The sequence below is a fragment of the Aquirufa avitistagni genome (genome assembly GCF_042715545.1).
GTDB lineage: Bacteria > Bacteroidota > Bacteroidia > Cytophagales > Spirosomataceae > Aquirufa > Aquirufa avitistagni.
The window spans coordinates 96,441-114,606 of the sequence record NZ_JBBKXZ010000001.1 but is presented as its reverse complement, the minus strand read 5'-3'; the positions used below and the strand labels follow the sequence as shown (position 1 = coordinate 114,606).

The window sequence follows — 18,166 nt, the reverse complement described above, 5'->3', positions numbered from 1 at the left end:
CTTAAAAAGTATACAAAAATATCTCAATTTTCGATAATTCGCTTCATCTCGATCTTTTTATCGAGTATTAGATTTTCACCCACTAGTTTTTTGGCATGCTTCCAAGCTACCACCGCATCTTCGATACGTTTCAATTGGTACAAGGTGTCGCCTAAATGCTCCCACACCGTGGCGCCCGCTGGATCTTTATCCGCAACCGCCAATTCTAAATAAACGAGCGCTTCCGTATAGAAACCCTGCTGGTACAAAACCCACGCATAAGTATCCAAATAAGTCCCATTCGTAGGAAATTTCTGTACTAATTTCTTCGACATGGCTGCCGCCTCCTCTAATCGCTCCTTTCTTAAAGACAAATAATAACTGTAATTGTTTAGCACATGCTCATCCTCCGGTTGCTTTCGCAGCACATAATCAAACGATTTCTCTGAATCGCGATACCTTTTCTGCGCCTGATACACATCGCCTAAAATGGAAAACAACTGAACATCCCAGGCATCTTCTGACTTCAAATTTGACTTGGCCAGTTCTAATGAAACCAAAGAACCTTTTAAATCCCCTTTGATATACTGACCAAAACCCTTTTGAAAATGAAAAAATCCATGGGTAGGCCAAAGCACCAAAGCCTCCTGCGCATGCACAATGGCACTATCAATGGCATTTAATTCAAAGTCCAACTGGATAATTCGGGCCCATACCTCTAACTTACTTTTACCCAAACGAGCCGCTTGCAAATAACTAGCTAAGCCACTCGTAAAGTCTTGAGCACTAACCTGCAGATCTCCGCGAATGGCCAGAAAACGAGGTTCCTCCGGATACATTTGAATAAAATGCTGCGTCACATCTAAGGCTGCCGACCACTTTTCCTTAGTATCAATTAACTCAAACACCTTCAAGGCAACTTGGGAAATCATCTCGGGATAAAGTGATCGATCCTCCGAAGCTGCATGCAATTGACCAAGTGCAGCGCCAAAATCTTTGGTTTGTAAAAACACATGGGTGAGCAATAAGGGAATCTGTCCCTCGGATGGAAAGCGCTCCGACAAACGTTGATACGCAGCGCGCAACGAATCCCCCTGGCTTAGCTCCCAAGCAACATCCATCTGATCCCACGAAAATAAGGTCTCGCCTTCCTCCTGCTCCATCAATTGCGCACCCAAGTTCAGCGCGTCTAACAAGCGTTTCTTTTTTAAGAGGATAAACTGCTTCGTTCGAATGATTTCTGGATATTCTCCAACCCAGCGATTCGCCTTTTCCAGCGCCTCCAAGGCCAAATCTCCTTGCTCATTAAACAAATACGCTTGGGCCAAAAGCAAATTGACATCCGGCTGGGATTCATCATATTGCGATAACTGACGTAAACAAGCGATCATTTCATCGAACCGGCGTTCTTGCATCAACAATTCACTGTAGAACAAGCCATAATCCAACGAATAGGGCGAGAGTTCATTCGCTTTTTTCGCATGGGGCAAGGCAAGCGCAGGTTTGGCTAAAGCGACATGTGATTTTGCCAGATAAAAATAGAGGGCAGCCTCCTGTTTGACATACGGCAGCATGCTTTCCCAAACTAAAATCGCCTCCTCATAATCACCTTTCGTATAATAGCGCATTCCCTCCGCCATCAACTCCTCTTGCTTAGCCGGAGATAACACGCCTTTTTTTTGCGCATCCACGAAGGGTATGTTGGCCAATAAACAGAAAAGAATCAATAAGATTGCGCGCATATTACAGTTGAGCACCTCGCAGCACTTCATTCAATTGGTCAAGCCAAACACGCGCCCCGCGTTGATTCCAATGGGAATCAGACTGATAAAAATATTGACTTGCATTCGACTTTAATCGTGGAGAGGGATCGATGATTGTCAACTTCCCAGCTCCGGCAGCCTGAATTCGGGCCAAATACTGATTGCCTTTTTCTGCCTCCAACAAGGAAACTGGGTTTGGCATAAAGGAGAATAAAACTAAATCAAATCCTTTCGAAAGATAAAACGCTTGAATCTCCTCCATTTTTTGCACAGTTCTATTGACCTCATCTTCTGAAATCTCCCGGTACGAACTACCTTTTTCCTGCGCATCCACCGTTTCTTGCATAAACAAACGATCACCCGATTTTGAGCGGTGGACCTCGCGCGCAAGCCGACCGAATACGCGGTCATTCCAAGTGGCTTTCCATGCTTTGATAGGCGAAAGGAGCGCCAGGTTGAATAGCGTAAATTCCAAATTGGATTCTAGGGTTGGATGATATAAGGCCGACTTGATAGCCTCATTCCATTGTTCCCACCACGGCAATGCCGGAGGGGGTGTCGGTTCGAAAACGGCCCTAATACGCTCTAAAGCAATCACATTGGCTATATTTCGCTCCACCGACTCAATCAATAACACCTTTTTGCGCCCCGATGTAAAGGCCTCCGCACGAACGGGCACATGTTCCCAGCGTCTGAAATCTAGCTGATTAACCCGAGCATAATAATCCGGTAGCGTGTCCAAATAACTATATAAATAACTATCGCCTACGACAAATAAATCAAGATCCTTTTCGGCCGGAAGCCCGGAAGGAACTTCAGTAAATTTCTCTTGTTTCGCAATCCGAAACTCCGGCAAATAAGATAACCCATACAAATCCCCAAAGGCATATTTATCCGAATTCAAAATGCCAGCACCGGCATAGCGCTCTTTCGTTAACATCCGCATACCTCGCTCGGAACTACTCACGAGTAGCGCAAGCAGGCAGATGAAAAACACGAAAAGGGCGACTATTTTTTTCATGTTAGAATTGGAAATAGATAAACTGTTTCAAACTAAAAACACCAAAGAAATAAATACATGCAATGAATAAGGGCATGAGCCACACAAAATCTTTTGAACGAAGCTTGCCGCGAACATCATAGATCAATAATCCGATAACTAATGCCACACTAAAGCCTATTTCGGCAGGTTTTAAACCGAGCGTACCTATTCCCAACGGCTCCGATAACCCTCGGAAGAATAAACGGATATCTGAAAAATGAGGCAAGCGGAAAAACACCCACGCAAGCGTCACCAAACTAAACGTCCACAAACGATACATCCACAAACTGATGCCCGATTGCGCATCGGCAGCCAGTGAAGGAAACATTCGATTAATCGTTAAACCCAGCAATTGAAATCCGCCATGCAAGGCACCCCAGATGACAAAATTCCAACTAGCTCCATGCCAAATTCCTGACAACACAAACACAATCATGATGTTCAGATACCAGCGAGGAACAGAAACGCGATTACCCCCCAGTGAAAAATACACGTAATCCTTGAACCAGGTCGAAAGTGAAATATGCCAGCGACGCCAGAATTCAGGGATGGATTTGGCGCTGTATGGCGCATTGAAATTCTCCATTAAATTGAAACCCATCACACGCGCTGCTCCGATGGCGATATCAGAATACCCTGAGAAATCGCAGTAAATCTGAAACGAATAAAAGACCGCAGCTAATATTAGTGAGCCCCCGGATTGCGAACCTAAATCTCCATAAACCCTGTCAACTAACAGCGCCAAGCGATCTGCGATGACCACTTTCTTAAAAAGTCCCTGAGCCATTTGCAGTAAACCGAGTTTGACTCGATCGGTATCCCAAGAGTGTTTTTCGTAAAATTGATGAATCAAATTTTGGGGACGTTCAATCGGCCCAGCTACCAGCTGCGGATAAAACATCACGTAAAGGCTGTAAATCCCAAAATTCCGTTCCGCTTTTTGATGCCCTCGATATACCTCGATCGTATAACTCATCGCCTGAAATGTATGAAACGAAAGTCCGATGGGCAGTAAAATTTTCAAGGCAGGAAAATTGAATTCCATCCCAAACAAATGGCCAACTCCCGTCAGATTATCGGTAAGAAAACCATAATATTTAAAGATGGCCAGCACACCCACATTGGCTAATAAACTCAGCGCGAGAAACCATTTTTTGGTGGCGCCTTCAAAACGCTCCAAGTAAATCCCTGCGAAATAATCCACGACAATCGTGAATCCCAAAATACCCAAATAGATGGGCATAAAGGCCATGTAAAAATAGCAGGAAGCAAAAAGTAAAAGGGCCCACCGGAAACGGTGAGCCAATAAAAAATAGGCACTGGTCACAATCCCAAAAAACACCAAAAATTGTAGGGAATTGAAAACCATGTTAGATTTAGTTGAAAATCGCTACTTGAACTTGTAAGGTAGAATCATCAAATGTCAACTCAGACGAGGCGCCCGATAAAGTAGGAACAATCTCCAACGTCACCGCTTGAACTTCCTGCTGAATATAGCTCGCAAAATCCGTGATACTCGCATTCCATTCCGCCGAACTCGACTGCACTAAAATGCTAATTTTGTCCACGACATCAAAACCCGAATCCTTCCGCAAATTCTGAATCCGATTCACAAATTCACGCGCCATTCCTTCGCTGACTAATTCCGGCGTCAAGGTATTATCCAAGGCAATCGTCATCCCAGCTTCCGAAGCGGTCAAATAACCTGGCATATCTTCCGTCAAGATTTCAATATCAGCCAATGCAATGTCAAATCCGTGCAGATTTGAAGCTCCCGTACTTTCAATCGTTGCCAAATCAGCGGCCGACATGCCGGTGATGACATCGGCAACGGCCTTCATATCTTTCCCGAATTTTGGCCCTAGAGCCTTGAAATTTGGTTTCACTTTTTTGCTTAAAACACCCGAGGCGTCATCTAGGTAATTGACCATTTTGACATTCACCTCCGACTTGATCAAATCTTCCACGCGGCGAATTTGCTCGCGCACAGATTCTTGCAAAACCGGAACTAAAACTTGTGCCAAAGGCTGACGCACTTTCAATTTATGCACCTTACGCAACGAGTGTACGAGCGAACAAATACGTTGCGCCATGTCCATCGAAGCTTCTAAATCTGGATTTCTCCACGAGTTATTGACGGTGGTAAAGTTGGTCAAATGCACCGACTCCTCTCCCGTCAAATTCTTGTATAACCAATCTCCGTAAAACGGCGCGATCGGCGACATGAGTTGGGCTACAGTCGCTAAACACGTATGCAATGTTTGATAAGCGGCTGCCTTATCCGGCGAAATTCCTTGGTTGGTATCCTCCGGATTCCAGAAGCGACGTCTCGATAAACGCACATACCAGTTGGACAAATGATCACACACAAAATCCTGCACTGCACGACCCGCTTTGGTAGGTTCATAAGCGGCAAAAGCCTCGTCAACTTCAGCCACTAAACTGCTCAATTTCGATAAAATCCAGCGGTCCAATTCAGTTAAATTAGGAGACGTTACCCCATGAGCTTCGGGAGCAAAACCATCCAAATTCGCATATAAAGCAAAGAAATTATAGGTATTAGTTAAGGTACCAAAGAACTTATTACGAACTTCTGTAATTCCAGCTAGATCAAATTTCAAGTTGTCCCATGGCTGCGCATTGGTAATCATATACCAGCGCGTCGGATCCGCTCCATATTTCGAAAGCGTATCAAAAGGATCAATGGCATTGCCCAAACGTTTAGACATTTTATTGCCATTTTTATCAAGCACTAATCCGGTAGAAACAACATTTTTAAAGGCAACCGATTCCTCCACCATGGCCGAAATGGCATGTAGCGTGAAGAACCAACCGCGCGTTTGGTCCACCCCTTCCGAGATGAAATCCGCTGGGTAGGATTGCTTAAATATCTCCTGATTTTCGAATGGGTAATGCCATTGTGCGAAAGGCATCGCACCGGAATCAAACCACACGTCAATCAAATCAGACTCCCGGCCCATCACAGTTCCGGAGGCACTTAATACAAAAATATTATCCACATACGGACGATGTAAATCCGCTTCTCCCGACTTCACAGCGGCGATAAATGCTTCGTTTCCTGTGGTTTGTTCCGCGTTTAATTTCCCTGAATTCAGCGCTGCTTGTAAGGATTGAACTAAATCTTCCACAGATCCAAAGCATAATTCTTCCGAACCATCTTCCGTCCGCCAGATCGGCAAAGGCGTTCCCCAATAGCGGGAACGAGATAAATTCCAGTCCACTAAATTCTCCAACCAGTTTCCGAACCGACCCGTTCCGGTAGATTCTGGTTTCCAATTGATGGTATTATTCAATTCGATCAGCTTGTCTTTTACCGCGGTCGTTTTGATGAACCAAGAGTCCAATGGATAATAGAGGACGGGCTTGTCGGTGCGCCAACAATGCGGATAGGGGTGATCAAATTTCTGTACGTTGAACGCTTTATTTTCGGTTTTTAATTGGATCGCGATGCGCTCATCCACCGATAAATATTTATCTCTTCCTTGTTTAACCTTAGCAGCTTCCTTCTCCTCTTCCGTCAAATATGCCTCTTTCACAGGTTCCAGGGCATAATCTGTTACCTCTTGCACGAAACATCCTTGTCGGTTTACTAACGGCACATCCTTCCCATTTTCATCCGTCACCATAATGGCCGGAATGTTGTTTTGTTGGGACACCCGAAAGTCATCCGCACCAAAAGTCGGCGCCGTATGCACAATGCCTGTTCCATCTTCCGTCGTTACAAAATCACCTAATATGACACGAAAAGCAGGTGTTTTTGGCTGAACATAGGGCATTAATTGCAGGTATTCCACTCCGTCGATATCGGCACCTTTAAATGTGTCAACGATCGAATAGGGAATGGCAGCAGGTTTCTTTTCAGCTGCGCTATAAGCCTCAAAATCTCCGTTTTCAGCCGCGGCTTGGAAATAGTTCTTCACCAAATCCTTCGCTAAAACGACATGAACTGGTAAATACGTATACGGATTAAAGGTCTTGACTAAAACGTAGGCAATATTTTTTCCAGCGGTCAGTGCAGCGTTCGAAGGCAAAGTCCAAGGAGTCGTCGTCCAAGCTAAAATATATACGGGAGCACCCGCTGATTTATCAAAAAGAAACGCAGATTTAGCTGTTTTTGACACCTCAAATTGAGCGGTGAGCGAGGTGTCTTTGACATCGCGGTAACAGCCTGGTTGGTTTAATTCATGTGACGACAAACCCGTTCCCGCTGCCGGAGAATAGGGCTGAATCGTATAGCCTTTATAGAGTAATCCTTTATCGTAAAGTCGCTTTAACAAGTTCCAAACACTTTCGATGTAGGGAGTTTGGTAGGTCACATAGGGGTTATCTAAATCCACCCAATAGCCCATTTTCTGCGTCAAATCATTCCACTGATCCGTGAATTTCATGACCGTTTCGCGGCACTTTTGATTGTATTCTTCGACGGAAATGGACTTTCCGATGTCTTCTTTGGTGATGCCTAATTCTTTCTCAACTTGCAATTCGACCGGAAGACCATGGGTATCCCAGCCCCCTTTACGTTTCACTTGTTTACCCTTAAGGGTTTGGTAGCGGCAGAAAATATCCTTGATGGTACGCGCCATCACGTGGTGAATCCCGGGTGTACCATTCGCGGAAGGCGGGCCTTCGAAAAAAGTAAACGTAGGTTTTCCCTCACGTGAGGAAATAGACTTCTCAAAAATATCATTCTCTTTCCAGAAATTTAGAACCTCGTCTGCCACGGCAGCATAATCCAAATTTTTGTATTCCTTAAAGGCCACAGTCTTGTTGTTTTTTATGAAATAATCGGCAAAATTGAGGCAAAAATAAGAAAAAATACCGAATAGTTAAGGCCAAATCCATGAACAAATCACGCCTCCGACAGCTTGCATTAACCCGACGTAAAAATGTATCGGAACATGTGTTTGGATTGTTGAATGAGTCGCTCCAACAAGAGTTCATGGATTTCATCACGAGCTTTCAGTTGCCACATCGCATCATGAGTTTCCAGCCGATTGTGGAGCGCCGGGAAGTTCACATGTCATTTATCCATGAAACATTGGAGTCATTGGGGCATCAGCTTTGTTTTCCGAGGGTAGAAAATGAATCTGAGATGGTTGCCTATCATGTGCCATCAAACGATGCACTCATCACTTCGGATTGGGGAATTCAGGAACCTAATCCTCAAACATGCCAAAAAGTACCGATCACAGACATCGACCTCGTGATTATTCCCCTATTAGCTTTTGATGCTAACGGAAATCGCGTCGGGTACGGCAAGGGATTTTACGACCGCTTTTTGCAGGATTGTCGGCCTGACACCCTAAAAATTGGCGTCTGTTTAGATGAACCTGTTCAGCGCATCGACGATGTTGAAGCGCATGATATTCCACTTGACTTGTGCATTTCCCCCATTGGCCTACATCTTTTCGAGGGATTTTATCCAAAAAATCCTTTTGATTCAATGAGATAAGCCCTAATTTTGCAGGCTACAAAAACACGTTGGTTTGTGAAAATCAAGCATTTAGGTATACTTCTTTTCGTACTTATGTCTGCCCAAGCGATGGCGCAGGAAGAAAACCGTGAACGAATGTACCCGATTGAGCAAATCCAACAAGGTTTTAGAACTAAGTATGTGTACAAACGGCAGGTCATTGAGAATCCATTGGCCTTGCAAATTCCCTTACTGGAATCGAAAGATCCAGAGGTGAGTTTGGCGTTTTACCGGTATAAATCACAGCGCAAAGTGATGACTTGGATTTCAAGTGTGGGACTTGGCTTGTCGGTGTATTCGTTCCTTAAACCTGGAAAAGTATCTGACGGATTTAATTTGTCAACGATTGGAGCGGCGGCTTTGGTCAATTTTTATTTGGGCACAGTAAGTATGCGTCATTTAAATCGGGCTTTATCTCGATATAACCAGTTGGCCCAAACTAGCCCACAATTGAGTTTACAATTTACGCCAAACACGCAGATCTCCGGGTCGAATTTGGCATTGCAGTGGAAGTATAATTTTTAATTTATAATAAACATGAAAGTTGCTGTTGTAGGCGCCACAGGATTAGTTGGCGGCGAAATCTTAAAAGTATTAGCAGAGCGTAATTTTCCAGTCTCTGAAATCATTCCCGTTGCGTCTGAGCGCTCAATTGGTAAAAAGATTTCCTTTAAGGGAAAAGAGTTTGCGGTCGTAGGCTATGAAACAGCGATTGCCATGAAGCCAAATGTGGCGATCTTCTCTGCTGGGGGGAGCTCTTCCTTGGAAATGGCACCTAAATTTGCTGCAGCAGGCATTACGGTCGTGGATAATTCATCGGCATGGCGCATGGACCCAACGAAGAAATTAGTGGTTCCAGAAATCAACGCGAATACCTTAACTTCTGAAGATAAGATCATCGCGAATCCGAATTGTTCGACAATTCAAATGGTGGTGGTCTTAAATCCATTGCACAAAAAATATAAAATCAAGCGTGTGGTTGTTTCTACGTATCAGTCGGTGACTGGAACTGGAAAAGCGGCGGTTGACCAGTTGTTCGATGAGCGTGCGGGTAAAGATGGTGCGAAAGTATATCCCCATAAAATTGACTTGAACGTGTTGCCACATATCGATGTGTTTTTGGAGAATGGCTATACGAAGGAGGAGATGAAGATGATTTTGGAAACGAAAAAAATCATGATGGATGAGTCGATTCAGGTGACGGCGACAACGGTGCGTATCCCGACGATCGGGGGACACTCGGAGGCGGTGAACATTGAATTTGAAAATGATTTTGATTTAGCGGAGGTGCGTGCGATTTTGGAAAAAGAGGAAGGCATTATCGTTCAAGATGATCCAAAGAATTTCGTTTATCCGATGCCGATTACCGCACATGGAAAAGATGAGGTATTTGTGGGACGTATCCGCCGGGATGAGTCGCAGAAAAATACGTTGAACGTATGGATTGTGGCAGATAATCTGCGTAAGGGTGCGGCAACAAATGCCGTACAGATTGCGGAATATTTAGCGGCACACAACTTGATTTAAACAGAAGGGCCGGTGACACCGGCCTTTTTTTTGCTATGACGAGACTAAGTGTAAATATTAACAAGATTGCGACGCTGCGAAATTCGCGGGGAGGCAATAATCCAGATGTCATTCAGGTGGCCTTGGATTGTGAGCGCTTTGGAGCGGAGGGCATTACGGTGCATCCGCGTCCGGATGAACGCCACATTCGGTATGCGGATGTGCGTGCGTTGAAGGAAGTCGTGACGACTGAATTTAATATCGAGGGCAATCCGATGGAGCAGTCATTTATTGACTTGGTTTTAGAGGTCAGACCGGAACAAGTCACCTTGGTACCAGATGCATTAGGCCAAATAACTTCGAATCACGGTTGGGATACCATCCAACACCAAGGCTTATTGCAATCATTAATCGCTCAATTTAAGGAGGCAGGGATTCGGACTTCAATCTTCGTGGATCCTGTTTTGGAGCTGGTCGAGGCGGCGTCTACCACGGGTGCTGACCGCATTGAATTGTACACGGAACCCTATGCAGATATATTTCGTGAGAATCCGACCCAAGCGGTTTCGGCTTATCGAAAAGCAGCTTTTCGGGCGAGCCAACTGGGTTTAGGGATTAATGCGGGACATGATTTAAGCTTAGAAAATTTGGCCTTTTTTAAAGCCAATGTGGCCCCGTTAGATGAGGTGTCGCTCGGGCATGCCTTGATTTGCGATGCCTTGTATTATGGATTGGAAAATACGATTCAGTTGTATAAACGATCGTTGAAATAAACATGGCGCAGTAAGTAACTGCGCCATGTGAAAGATTTACTCGCGATTACCTGTCAATACTACTTGACCACCGGCTACTGACAATTTGATTGTTGCCACTTTGCCTTCAGTACGAGAGAACGTGATATCTGCATCGTAACCTTGAATGCTTGTTGTAAACGTATCAGCTGTAGCGCTTGCCTTTAAAACTGCACCTTCTGCTGGATTTGCATCTGTGCTGATTTGCAAAGAGCCATCTTTGATCGCTACGATTACTTTCTTAACATATTCATTGTCGGCCATTTTAAAAGAAGCTGCGTAATCAGATAGGCTTGCGCCTTCTTTTTTGCCGCCTAATGTTTGACCTTGTGCTTCAATTTTGATGCCTTTTACGATACCACCTTCGCGAACGAAGTTGACCGTGCCACTCATGCTCGTTAATTCATATTGATCTGCTTGCTTACCAGGTGTCAATTCTGCATCTGGAAAACCTTCGGCAGCCATCATGACTTTACCTTCTTTAATGGAAATGGCTATCGTTTTTACGTAGGGATTCTCCTCTAATTTGAAGACACCTGCATAATCAGCTGAAGTTCCTGTTTGTGCGTTTGCGGCGAATGTTCCTGCTAACAATAGGCCGATGAAGTATAATTTTTTCATGTGTTTATTTGTAGTTTATTTTTGACAAAACTAATGATTTATCGGAAAGTGTGTTAAACCATTCATCATAAAAAAATATACAAAATTTTGTTTTCCAAAAGATTTATCTACTTTTGGCAGGCCCAAGCGGCACAAATCAACTAATTCGTCCAAAAAAATCTATAGGAGATACAATATGAGATAAAGCTTTACGTTAACAATTTTGAAGTTTTATGATTAAAATTCAGGTTAGCGATGCAGCTCTATTATCAGCGTACATCCAAGGGGACGATAAAGCGTTTGAGACATTGGTCAAACGTAGTAAATCCAAAGTGTATACAACTATTTACCTGATCGTTAAGGATCGCTATGTAGCGGAAGACTTAATGCAGGAAGCCTATATTAAGGCCATCGACGTGATGAAGTCGGGCCGATACAACGAGGAAGGGAAATTTTTACCTTGGATTCTGCGTATTGCGCACAACATGGCGATCGATTATTTCCGGAAGGAAAAACGTTATCCAACTATTGTGCTGGAGGACGGGTCAAAAGTGTTTAACAGCTTTGAATTTGCAGAAGACTCGGTAGAGGACATGCAATTAAAGGCGGATCAAGTCGCGAATGTGCGGGAATTGATCAAAAAGTTACCTGATGAACAACGTGAAGTGTTGGTCATGCGGCATTATGAAGACTTAAGTTTTCAGGAAATCGCGGATCAAACGGGCGTGAGCATCAATACGGCCTTGGGAAGAATGCGTTATGCGCTCATTAACCTGAGGAAAATGCTAAACAAACAAGAGATTGCCTATGACGCAAAGCTTTACCCCAAATGACCTCATTAAAAATTTGTATGAGCCTGAATCGGGCTTTTCCCAAAATTTATCTATTGAAGAACGCTCGGAGTTAGCGTCCTTTCACCAGGTCAAAAACGCATTAGATCAAGCGGCCTATCAGCCTTCAGATCGTGTGGTCGATCGTATTCTCGCGTATTCAAAACACAAAGAGACGATACAATCTTAATCTTGAAATTGTTTCTTAATTTGCATGAAATTCAACACATGCAGAAGAAGGAACGATTTCAAGCTTTTATCGCGCATTTTTCCACTTCATTTCCGGAGGCGGAAACGGAATTGCATTACAGCAATCCGTTTGAGTTATTGGTGGCCGTCGTGCTTTCTGCGCAATGCACTGATAAACGTATTAACCAGGTCACTCCGGCACTTTTCAAGCGATTCCCGGATCCTCAGGCACTGGCTGATTCGAGTGTAGATGAGATTTTTTCCTACATCCGTTCGGTCTCTTATCCAAATAATAAAGCGAAGCATTTACTGGGCTTAGGCCAAAAAATCGTTGATCAATTTCAAGGTGCTATTCCCGTGACCATTGACGATTTGCAGACCTTACCAGGCGTGGGTCGAAAGACGGCTAATGTGATTGCTTCGGTGATTTATAACCAACCAGCCATGGCGGTGGATACACATGTGTATCGTGTTTCACGTAGATTGGGCTTAGTTCCTCAGACGGCAAAAACGCCCTTGCTCGTTGAAAAAGCATTGATTCGGCATTTGCCAAATGACATCATTCCTCGGGCGCATCATTGGCTCATTTTGCACGGTCGCTATGTTTGCCTAGCCCGTAAGCCACAGTGTTCAGCTTGTGAGATTACGCATTTCTGCGCGTTTTACGCCAAAAACAAAGAATCATGATCGAGGGAATTGGCGTTGCCACTGCTTTGTTGGGTGTTATTTTTTCCATGCGCAGACACTGGTTGGCCTGGATATGGAACATCATTTCTTCCGGGATTTACGGCTATGTTTTTTATGCCAATCAGCTGTATGCGGATATGGAGTTGCAGGGATTGTTTATCGTCTTAGGATGTATTGGTTTGTTTTCTTGGAATCAATCGGAGCAAAACTGGCAGGCGGAACGTACTAGTTTTTCGAGTCTGGGCATCGGGGTTGTTTGTTCCCTAGTGATGGGGCTTGGATTGGGCTTGTTGCATAAAAAATATTTACCGGATGCTTCCTATCCATTTTTGGATGGTGTGCTCGCGGGGTTTAGCGTTTGGGCAACGTGGCTGGCCACACAGAAAAAAATTGCCAATTGGATTGTTTGGATTGGGGTGGATGTGTTGTACATTGGCCTCTATATTCAGAAGGAGATGTGGGGGACGGCCTGTTTATATGCGGTGTTTATCGGACTTGCTTATCAGGGCTACCGGGAATGGTCAAACAGCTTAAAATCAATTGATTAAAAAATAATACACGGAACCTATCGAATTCAAGTTTATAAATTTATCTTTGCATAAGCGAACAAAACTACAATTGCAAGTACTTGACTATTAGTCACTTACACGTTTAATTTATTATTTTTATTATGGCGAACGAAGAAAAATTACGTTATACAGCAGAAGAATTAAAAGAGTTTGAAGCAATCATACAAGGGAAGTTGGCCGAGACCAACGCTGAGTTAAAGTATTTGCGTGAAACATTACGAAAAAAGAATGATTCGGGAACGGATGATACATCAGGGAACTCGAAGGTGATGGAAGATGGTGCGGATACCCAAGAGAAAGAAAGCTTGAACCAGTTGGCTGTACGCCAGCAAAAATTTGCCACGAGTCTTGAAAATGCGTTGATGCGTATCAAAAACGGAACATACGGAATTTGCATTGATTCAGGCAAATTGATTTCAAAGGAACGTTTGCGTTTAGTACCGCACACACAGCATTCGATTGAGGCAAAGTTAAAACAACGGTAGATGGGATTTTTCGAGAACAATAGGCTGGTCGATTTATTGACCAATTATTTGAAGACGCAGTTTGAAATCATCAAACTGGATATTCAAGAACATTTGGAGGCCTTATTGGAACGAATTTTCAAGTTTATCATTATTGCTTTTGCTTTTGGCATTGCGGGTATTTTCGCCTTGATGGGCATCGCAAATGCATTAAACCAATGGCTTTCGAGCGCATTTTGGGGCTATTTAATTGTAGCTGGGATAAGTTTACTGGTGGGACTTTTATTAGTAGCGAGTTTTCGGGCTCCCCTTCCAGAAAAAATAAGTGAAGAAGAAATCGAAAATGAGTCAGACAACTGAGAAAAAGGCTGTTTTGGAAGCGAAAGCTTCTGCCTACCAAAAAGAGTTAGTAGAAGAAATTGCAGATATTAAGCAAGTCGCGAAAGAGCGCGGTGGCCAAATCCTAATCGCCGGTGGCGTTCTCGCTGGAGCTTACTTATTATATTCGTTGTTTTCGGATTCTTCTAAAAAATCAGAGAAAAAAGAATCGTCCTTTCTTGGGAATGCATTGACCTCCTATGCGGTAGGTATTGCGTTGTCTTTAGCGAAAGATCAGTTAGTTGATTATTTGAAAAAGCTCGAATCAGAGTCCTCCAAATAACCTACCTTTGGCAATCCTCCAAGGTTTGCCAAAGGTAAGGGGGGCTAGTTCTCCATCAAATAAGCCTTTATAAAATCATTTATTTCACCGTCAAGTACGGCATCGGTATTCGATGTTTGGTGATTTGTCCGGTGGTCTTTTACACGGCGATCATCTAGTACATACGACCGGATCTGCGAACCCCATTCAATTTTCTTTTTGCCCGCCTCCACTTCCGCACGCGCAGCATTACGCTTGTCAATTTCGATTTGGTATAACTTCGATTTCAAGAGACGAAGGGCCACTTCCTTATTCATCAACTGCGAACGTTCTTGTTGGCACGCAATAATAATCCCCGACGGCTTATGCGTTAAGCGCACTGCGGTCTCCACCTTATTGACATTCTGTCCCCCTGCCCCACCGGAACGGAAAGTATCCCAATCGATATCGGCCGGATTAATTTCAATCTCAATCGTATCATCTGCCAGCGGGCAAATGTAGACGGAGGCGAAAGATGTGTGCCGACGGGCATTCGAATCAAAAGGCGAAATACGTACGAGGCGGTGAACACCATTCTCCGACTTCAAATTTCCGTAGGCAAATTCGCCGTCCACTTCAATGGTCACCGATTTGATACCTGCCACATCGCCGGCATTTTCATCCACTAAACGAACTTTGAAGCCATTTTTCTCTGCCCACATGTGGTACATACGCAGTAGCATGGCGGCCCAATCTTGCGATTCGGTTCCACCGGCACCGGCATTGATTTCAAGGACAGCGCTCATGTTGTCCCCTTCCTCCGACATCATCTTACGGAATTCGAGGGATTCGAGTAAGGCTTCGAGTTTGGCACCTTCCGCATCCACTTCGGATTCCGTGGCCTCACCCATTTCTAAAAATTCCCAGATTGTTTCTAGATCATCTTGCGCTCGGGACAGCTGGTCAAAGCCATCCGTCCAAAACTTAAGTCCGCGCATCTCCCGCATCGTCGCCTCAGCTTTGTCGGGATTATTCCAAAATTCGGGATCTAGGGTAACGGTCTCCAGTTCGGAGATTAAATATTTCTTGTGATCGTAGTCAAAGATACCTCCTTAAAGCCTCTATTCTGGCTTTCAGGTCATTGAACCTGTCTCTAGTCATGCGTTTTTCTTCTTTATAAAGTGCAAATATACCCGATTTTGTGCTAAATTGCGGCCTCATTCATTTAAATCAAGCAATAAAATGGCGCAACAATACGATTTGATCGTGGTAGGCTCAGGCCCTGGAGGGTATGTAGCAGCTATCCGAGCTTCTCAATTAGGTTTAAAATGTGCAGTGGTAGAAAAGGAATCCTTGGGTGGTATCTGCCTAAACTGGGGATGTATCCCAACCAAAGCATTATTGAAATCTGCCAGTGTTTTTGAATACATCAAACATGCATCGGATTACGGCATTACGGTAAAAGGTGCGGAGGCCGACTTCCCAGCGGTGATTGCGCGTTCACGTGGTGTCGCGGATAGCATGAGCAAGGGGGTTCAGTTTTTGATGAAGAAAAATAAGATCGACGTGATCATGGGATTCGGAAAAATCCAACCGGGTAAAAAGGTGGAGGTAACGGATGCGGATGGAAAAGCGACGATTTACGAAGGAAAAAATATCATGATTGCGACAGGTGCACGTGCGCGTGCCTTGCCAAATATCCCAATCGACGGTGAAAAAGTAATCGAATACCGCAAGGCGATGAGCTTAGCTAAACGTCCAGATTCTTTAGTAATTATCGGTTCCGGTGCGATCGGCGTAGAATTTGCGTATGTATACGCAGCGATGGGAACGAAAGTAACCATTGTAGAATTTATGCCAAACATCGTTCCCGTAGAGGATGAAGATGTGTCGAAAGAATTGGCGAAGCAATACAAGAAAATGGGCATCGACATTTTGACATCATCAAGTGTGGAGTCAGTAGATACGAAAGGTAAAGGTTGCAAAGTGAGTGTTAAAACGCCAACGGGTAATCAGGATATCCAATGTGATATCGTGTTGTCAGCTGCGGGTGTGATTTGCAATTTGGAAAATATTGGTTTGGAGGAAGTGGGTATCATTGTGGAGAAGGGACGTATTCCGGTGAACGCATGGTATGAGACAAATATCCCAGGCTATTATGCGATTGGTGATGTGACTCCGGGTCCGGCATTAGCACACGTGGCATCTGCGGAAGGTATTATTTGTGTGGAGAAAATGGCTGGTCACAAGACGGAGGCATTGGATTACACCAACATCCCGGGATGTACGTATTGCACGCCAGAAATTTCTTCAGTAGGTATGACGGAGAAGAAAGCAATCGAAGCGGGTTATGACATCAAAGTAGGCAAGTTCCCATTCGTAGCATCTGGAAAAGCGACCGCTGCCGGAGCGCGTGATGGTTTTGTTAAAGTTATTTACGATGCCAAATACGGCGAATTATTAGGCGCACACATGATCGGTTACAATGTAACTGAGCTCATTGCGGAAGCGGTTGTCGTACGTAAATTAGAAAGTACAGCTTACGAGATTATGAAATCGATTCATCCTCATCCGACCATGTCAGAAGCCTTCAAAGGCGCGACGGAAGCGGCTTACGGAGAAGCAGTAGATTTATAAAAGGAAAGAGGAGCTCAAAAGGCTCCTCTTTTTTTATTGATTAAAATAAGCATCCGTGCCTCCCTCAAGCCAGTTGGCCCCCGGAATCAGCTCAGCTGCCTCCGCGGATCTTTCTCCATTTCCACAAACTAATATGATTGGCTTATCCGTGGGAATTTCATTCAGACGATTCGTTAGTTGTTTCAGCGGAATGTGTTTTGCCCAAGGAATGTGACCATCTTCGTATGCTGATAGATTTCTTACATCCACGACAAATACTTTCCCGTGTTTCAAAAGTGGCTTAAAATCAGCTTGGGTGATCACTTGATTTCTCGCACTTGAATTTGTTGGTACGCCACCTTGCTTTTCGGATCATGGGCTTGGATCGCGATGGTTCCGGGTTGGAGTTTACGCGGATCGGTGCCGTTCGCGCGCTCAGCGGTTTCCGTATAATCGATGACGGTTTGGCCGTTGATTTTTGTCGTGATTTTATTTCCTTGGACGATGACATTTAGGTCAAACCACTCGCCGTCTTTAACGTAGGTTTCTTTGGCGTCTTGAATGCCGTACACAGATGCCGTCCGTCGCCAGTCGGTGTGCGAATTATTCACCTGAATTTCATAGCCTTGTTTTGGCCAATCTTTTTCAAGGAAAGCGGTACATACATAAAGTCCAGAATTTGCGCCGGGATATGTTTTCACGCGGGCGTGCACTTCAAAATTTCTAAGATTAAGTCCTTCGTAGAACAGGTGACCGCGGGGGCCTTCGATGATGAGTTCGCCGTTTTCGACGCGGAAGGAATTGGGATTTTCACTTGTTTTCCAGGCTTTTAGGTCTTTGCCATTGAACAGGTCGGTCCATTGGGCATTCGAAGTGAAGCTGGCGAGGAGTAGGAGCAGTAAGAGGTTTTTCATGGAATTATAGATTTAGATGACCGCAAAATATAAATTATTGAAACATTTTTGACCTAATTCAATTTATATAGTTAAAAATAGGTGAGTTGAAATATACAAAATC

20 protein-coding genes are annotated in these 18,166 nt (G+C 44.2%); 12 read left to right on the top strand and 8 right to left on the bottom strand.

What is annotated here, in order from left to right; translation table 11 throughout:
• Positions 1 to 23: 23 nt before the first annotated feature.
• The 4 genes from U0R10_RS00525 to ileS form a co-directional block, all read right to left on the bottom strand.
• The gene (locus U0R10_RS00525; RefSeq protein ID WP_377981722.1) at positions 24 to 1,721 is read right to left on the bottom strand and encodes a tetratricopeptide repeat protein; all 1,698 of its coding nucleotides are present in this window, start codon (positions 1,719 to 1,721) and stop codon (positions 24 to 26) included.
• Position 1,722: 1 nt separating this feature from the next.
• Positions 1,723 to 2,763, bottom strand: a complete 1,041-nt coding sequence (locus tag U0R10_RS00520; RefSeq protein WP_377981721.1) for an alginate O-acetyltransferase AlgX-related protein — start codon at positions 2,761 to 2,763, stop codon at positions 1,723 to 1,725.
• Between the two features lies 1 nt (position 2,764).
• A complete protein-coding gene (locus U0R10_RS00515) occupies positions 2,765 to 4,027 on the bottom strand; it encodes an MBOAT family O-acyltransferase (protein ID WP_377981720.1) in 1,263 nt (420 codons plus the stop codon).
• Positions 4,028 to 4,160: 133 nt separating this feature from the next.
• Positions 4,161 to 7,565, bottom strand: coding sequence for an isoleucine--tRNA ligase (gene ileS, locus U0R10_RS00510; protein ID WP_377981719.1), 3,405 nt, complete (start codon positions 7,563 to 7,565; stop codon positions 4,161 to 4,163).
• Between the two features lie 80 nt (positions 7,566 to 7,645).
• On the opposite strand from ileS, the gene U0R10_RS00505 reads away from it, so the two are divergent.
• From U0R10_RS00505 to U0R10_RS00490, 4 genes are read left to right on the top strand one after another with little or no spacing between them, the layout of a single operon-like run.
• Positions 7,646 to 8,257: a 5-formyltetrahydrofolate cyclo-ligase gene (locus U0R10_RS00505; protein WP_377981718.1), complete on the top strand. Its 612-nt coding sequence runs from the start codon at positions 7,646 to 7,648 to the stop codon at positions 8,255 to 8,257.
• Between the two features lie 36 nt (positions 8,258 to 8,293).
• Positions 8,294 to 8,803 carry a hypothetical protein gene (locus U0R10_RS00500; RefSeq protein ID WP_377981717.1) on the top strand — a complete coding sequence of 170 codons (510 nt, stop codon included), beginning with the start codon at positions 8,294 to 8,296 and terminating at the stop codon, positions 8,801 to 8,803.
• 12 nt (positions 8,804 to 8,815) lie between these two features.
• Positions 8,816 to 9,805 carry an aspartate-semialdehyde dehydrogenase gene (locus tag U0R10_RS00495; RefSeq protein WP_377981716.1) on the top strand — a complete coding sequence of 330 codons (990 nt, stop codon included), beginning with the start codon at positions 8,816 to 8,818 and terminating at the stop codon, positions 9,803 to 9,805.
• A 35-nt stretch (positions 9,806 to 9,840) separates the two neighbouring features.
• Positions 9,841 to 10,557 (top strand): pyridoxine 5'-phosphate synthase, encoded by a 717-nt coding sequence (locus U0R10_RS00490; RefSeq protein ID WP_377981715.1) that lies wholly within the window; start codon positions 9,841 to 9,843, stop codon positions 10,555 to 10,557.
• Between the two features lie 36 nt (positions 10,558 to 10,593).
• On the opposite strand, the gene U0R10_RS00485 is transcribed toward U0R10_RS00490, so the two are convergent.
• On the bottom strand, positions 10,594 to 11,196 hold the full coding sequence (locus U0R10_RS00485; protein WP_377981714.1) for a hypothetical protein: 603 nt from the start codon (positions 11,194 to 11,196) through the stop codon (positions 10,594 to 10,596).
• 212 nt (positions 11,197 to 11,408) lie between these two features.
• Here U0R10_RS00485 and U0R10_RS00480 point away from each other — a divergent pair, with 212 nt between their 5' ends.
• The 7 genes from U0R10_RS00480 to U0R10_RS00450 all read left to right on the top strand — a co-directional run bounded on the left by U0R10_RS00480 (position 11,409) and on the right by U0R10_RS00450 (position 14,575).
• Positions 11,409 to 12,008 (top strand): RNA polymerase sigma factor, encoded by a 600-nt coding sequence (locus U0R10_RS00480; protein ID WP_377981713.1) that lies wholly within the window; start codon positions 11,409 to 11,411, stop codon positions 12,006 to 12,008.
• Positions 11,983 to 12,195: a hypothetical protein gene (locus U0R10_RS00475; protein ID WP_377981712.1), complete on the top strand. Its 213-nt coding sequence runs from the start codon at positions 11,983 to 11,985 to the stop codon at positions 12,193 to 12,195. The genes U0R10_RS00480 and U0R10_RS00475 overlap by 26 nt, the downstream gene beginning before the upstream one ends.
• A gap of 38 nt (positions 12,196 to 12,233) precedes the next feature.
• The gene (nth, locus tag U0R10_RS00470) at positions 12,234 to 12,881 is read left to right on the top strand and encodes an endonuclease III (protein WP_377981711.1); all 648 of its coding nucleotides are present in this window, start codon (positions 12,234 to 12,236) and stop codon (positions 12,879 to 12,881) included.
• Positions 12,878 to 13,429, top strand: a complete 552-nt coding sequence (gene pnuC, locus U0R10_RS00465; protein ID WP_377981710.1) for a nicotinamide riboside transporter PnuC — start codon at positions 12,878 to 12,880, stop codon at positions 13,427 to 13,429. Before nth ends, pnuC begins: the two co-directional genes overlap by 4 nt.
• Positions 13,430 to 13,551: 122 nt before the next feature.
• Positions 13,552 to 13,935, top strand: a complete 384-nt coding sequence (locus U0R10_RS00460; RefSeq protein ID WP_377981709.1) for a TraR/DksA family transcriptional regulator — start codon at positions 13,552 to 13,554, stop codon at positions 13,933 to 13,935.
• Positions 13,936 to 14,274, top strand: a complete 339-nt coding sequence (locus tag U0R10_RS00455; protein WP_377981708.1) for a phage holin family protein — start codon at positions 13,936 to 13,938, stop codon at positions 14,272 to 14,274. It abuts the gene before it with no gap.
• The gene (locus U0R10_RS00450; protein WP_377981707.1) at positions 14,258 to 14,575 is read left to right on the top strand and encodes a hypothetical protein; all 318 of its coding nucleotides are present in this window, start codon (positions 14,258 to 14,260) and stop codon (positions 14,573 to 14,575) included. Before U0R10_RS00455 ends, U0R10_RS00450 begins: the two co-directional genes overlap by 17 nt.
• A 44-nt stretch (positions 14,576 to 14,619) precedes the next feature.
• Here U0R10_RS00450 and prfB read toward each other — a convergent pair.
• A protein-coding gene (prfB, locus tag U0R10_RS00445) for a peptide chain release factor 2 (protein WP_377983000.1) occupies positions 14,620 to 15,694 on the bottom strand; the annotation gives its coding sequence in 2 pieces (ribosomal slippage) (positions 14,620 to 15,642 and positions 15,644 to 15,694; 1,074 coding nt in all).
• An 81-nt stretch (positions 15,695 to 15,775) separates the two neighbouring features.
• On the opposite strand from prfB, the gene lpdA reads away from it, so the two are divergent.
• Positions 15,776 to 17,170 carry a dihydrolipoyl dehydrogenase gene (gene lpdA / locus U0R10_RS00440; protein ID WP_377981706.1) on the top strand — a complete coding sequence of 465 codons (1,395 nt, stop codon included), beginning with the start codon at positions 15,776 to 15,778 and terminating at the stop codon, positions 17,168 to 17,170.
• 33 nt (positions 17,171 to 17,203) lie between these two features.
• Here the strand turns inward: lpdA and U0R10_RS00435 are convergent, their stop codons facing one another.
• Both U0R10_RS00435 and U0R10_RS00430 read right to left on the bottom strand, forming a co-directional pair.
• Positions 17,204 to 17,473: a rhodanese-like domain-containing protein gene (locus U0R10_RS00435; RefSeq protein WP_377981705.1), complete on the bottom strand. Its 270-nt coding sequence runs from the start codon at positions 17,471 to 17,473 to the stop codon at positions 17,204 to 17,206.
• Entirely contained in the window at positions 17,470 to 18,063 is a 594-nt protein-coding gene (locus U0R10_RS00430; RefSeq protein WP_377981704.1) for a 3-keto-disaccharide hydrolase, read from the bottom strand. The genes U0R10_RS00435 and U0R10_RS00430 overlap by 4 nt, the downstream gene beginning before the upstream one ends.
• Positions 18,064 to 18,166: the final 103 nt, after the last annotated feature.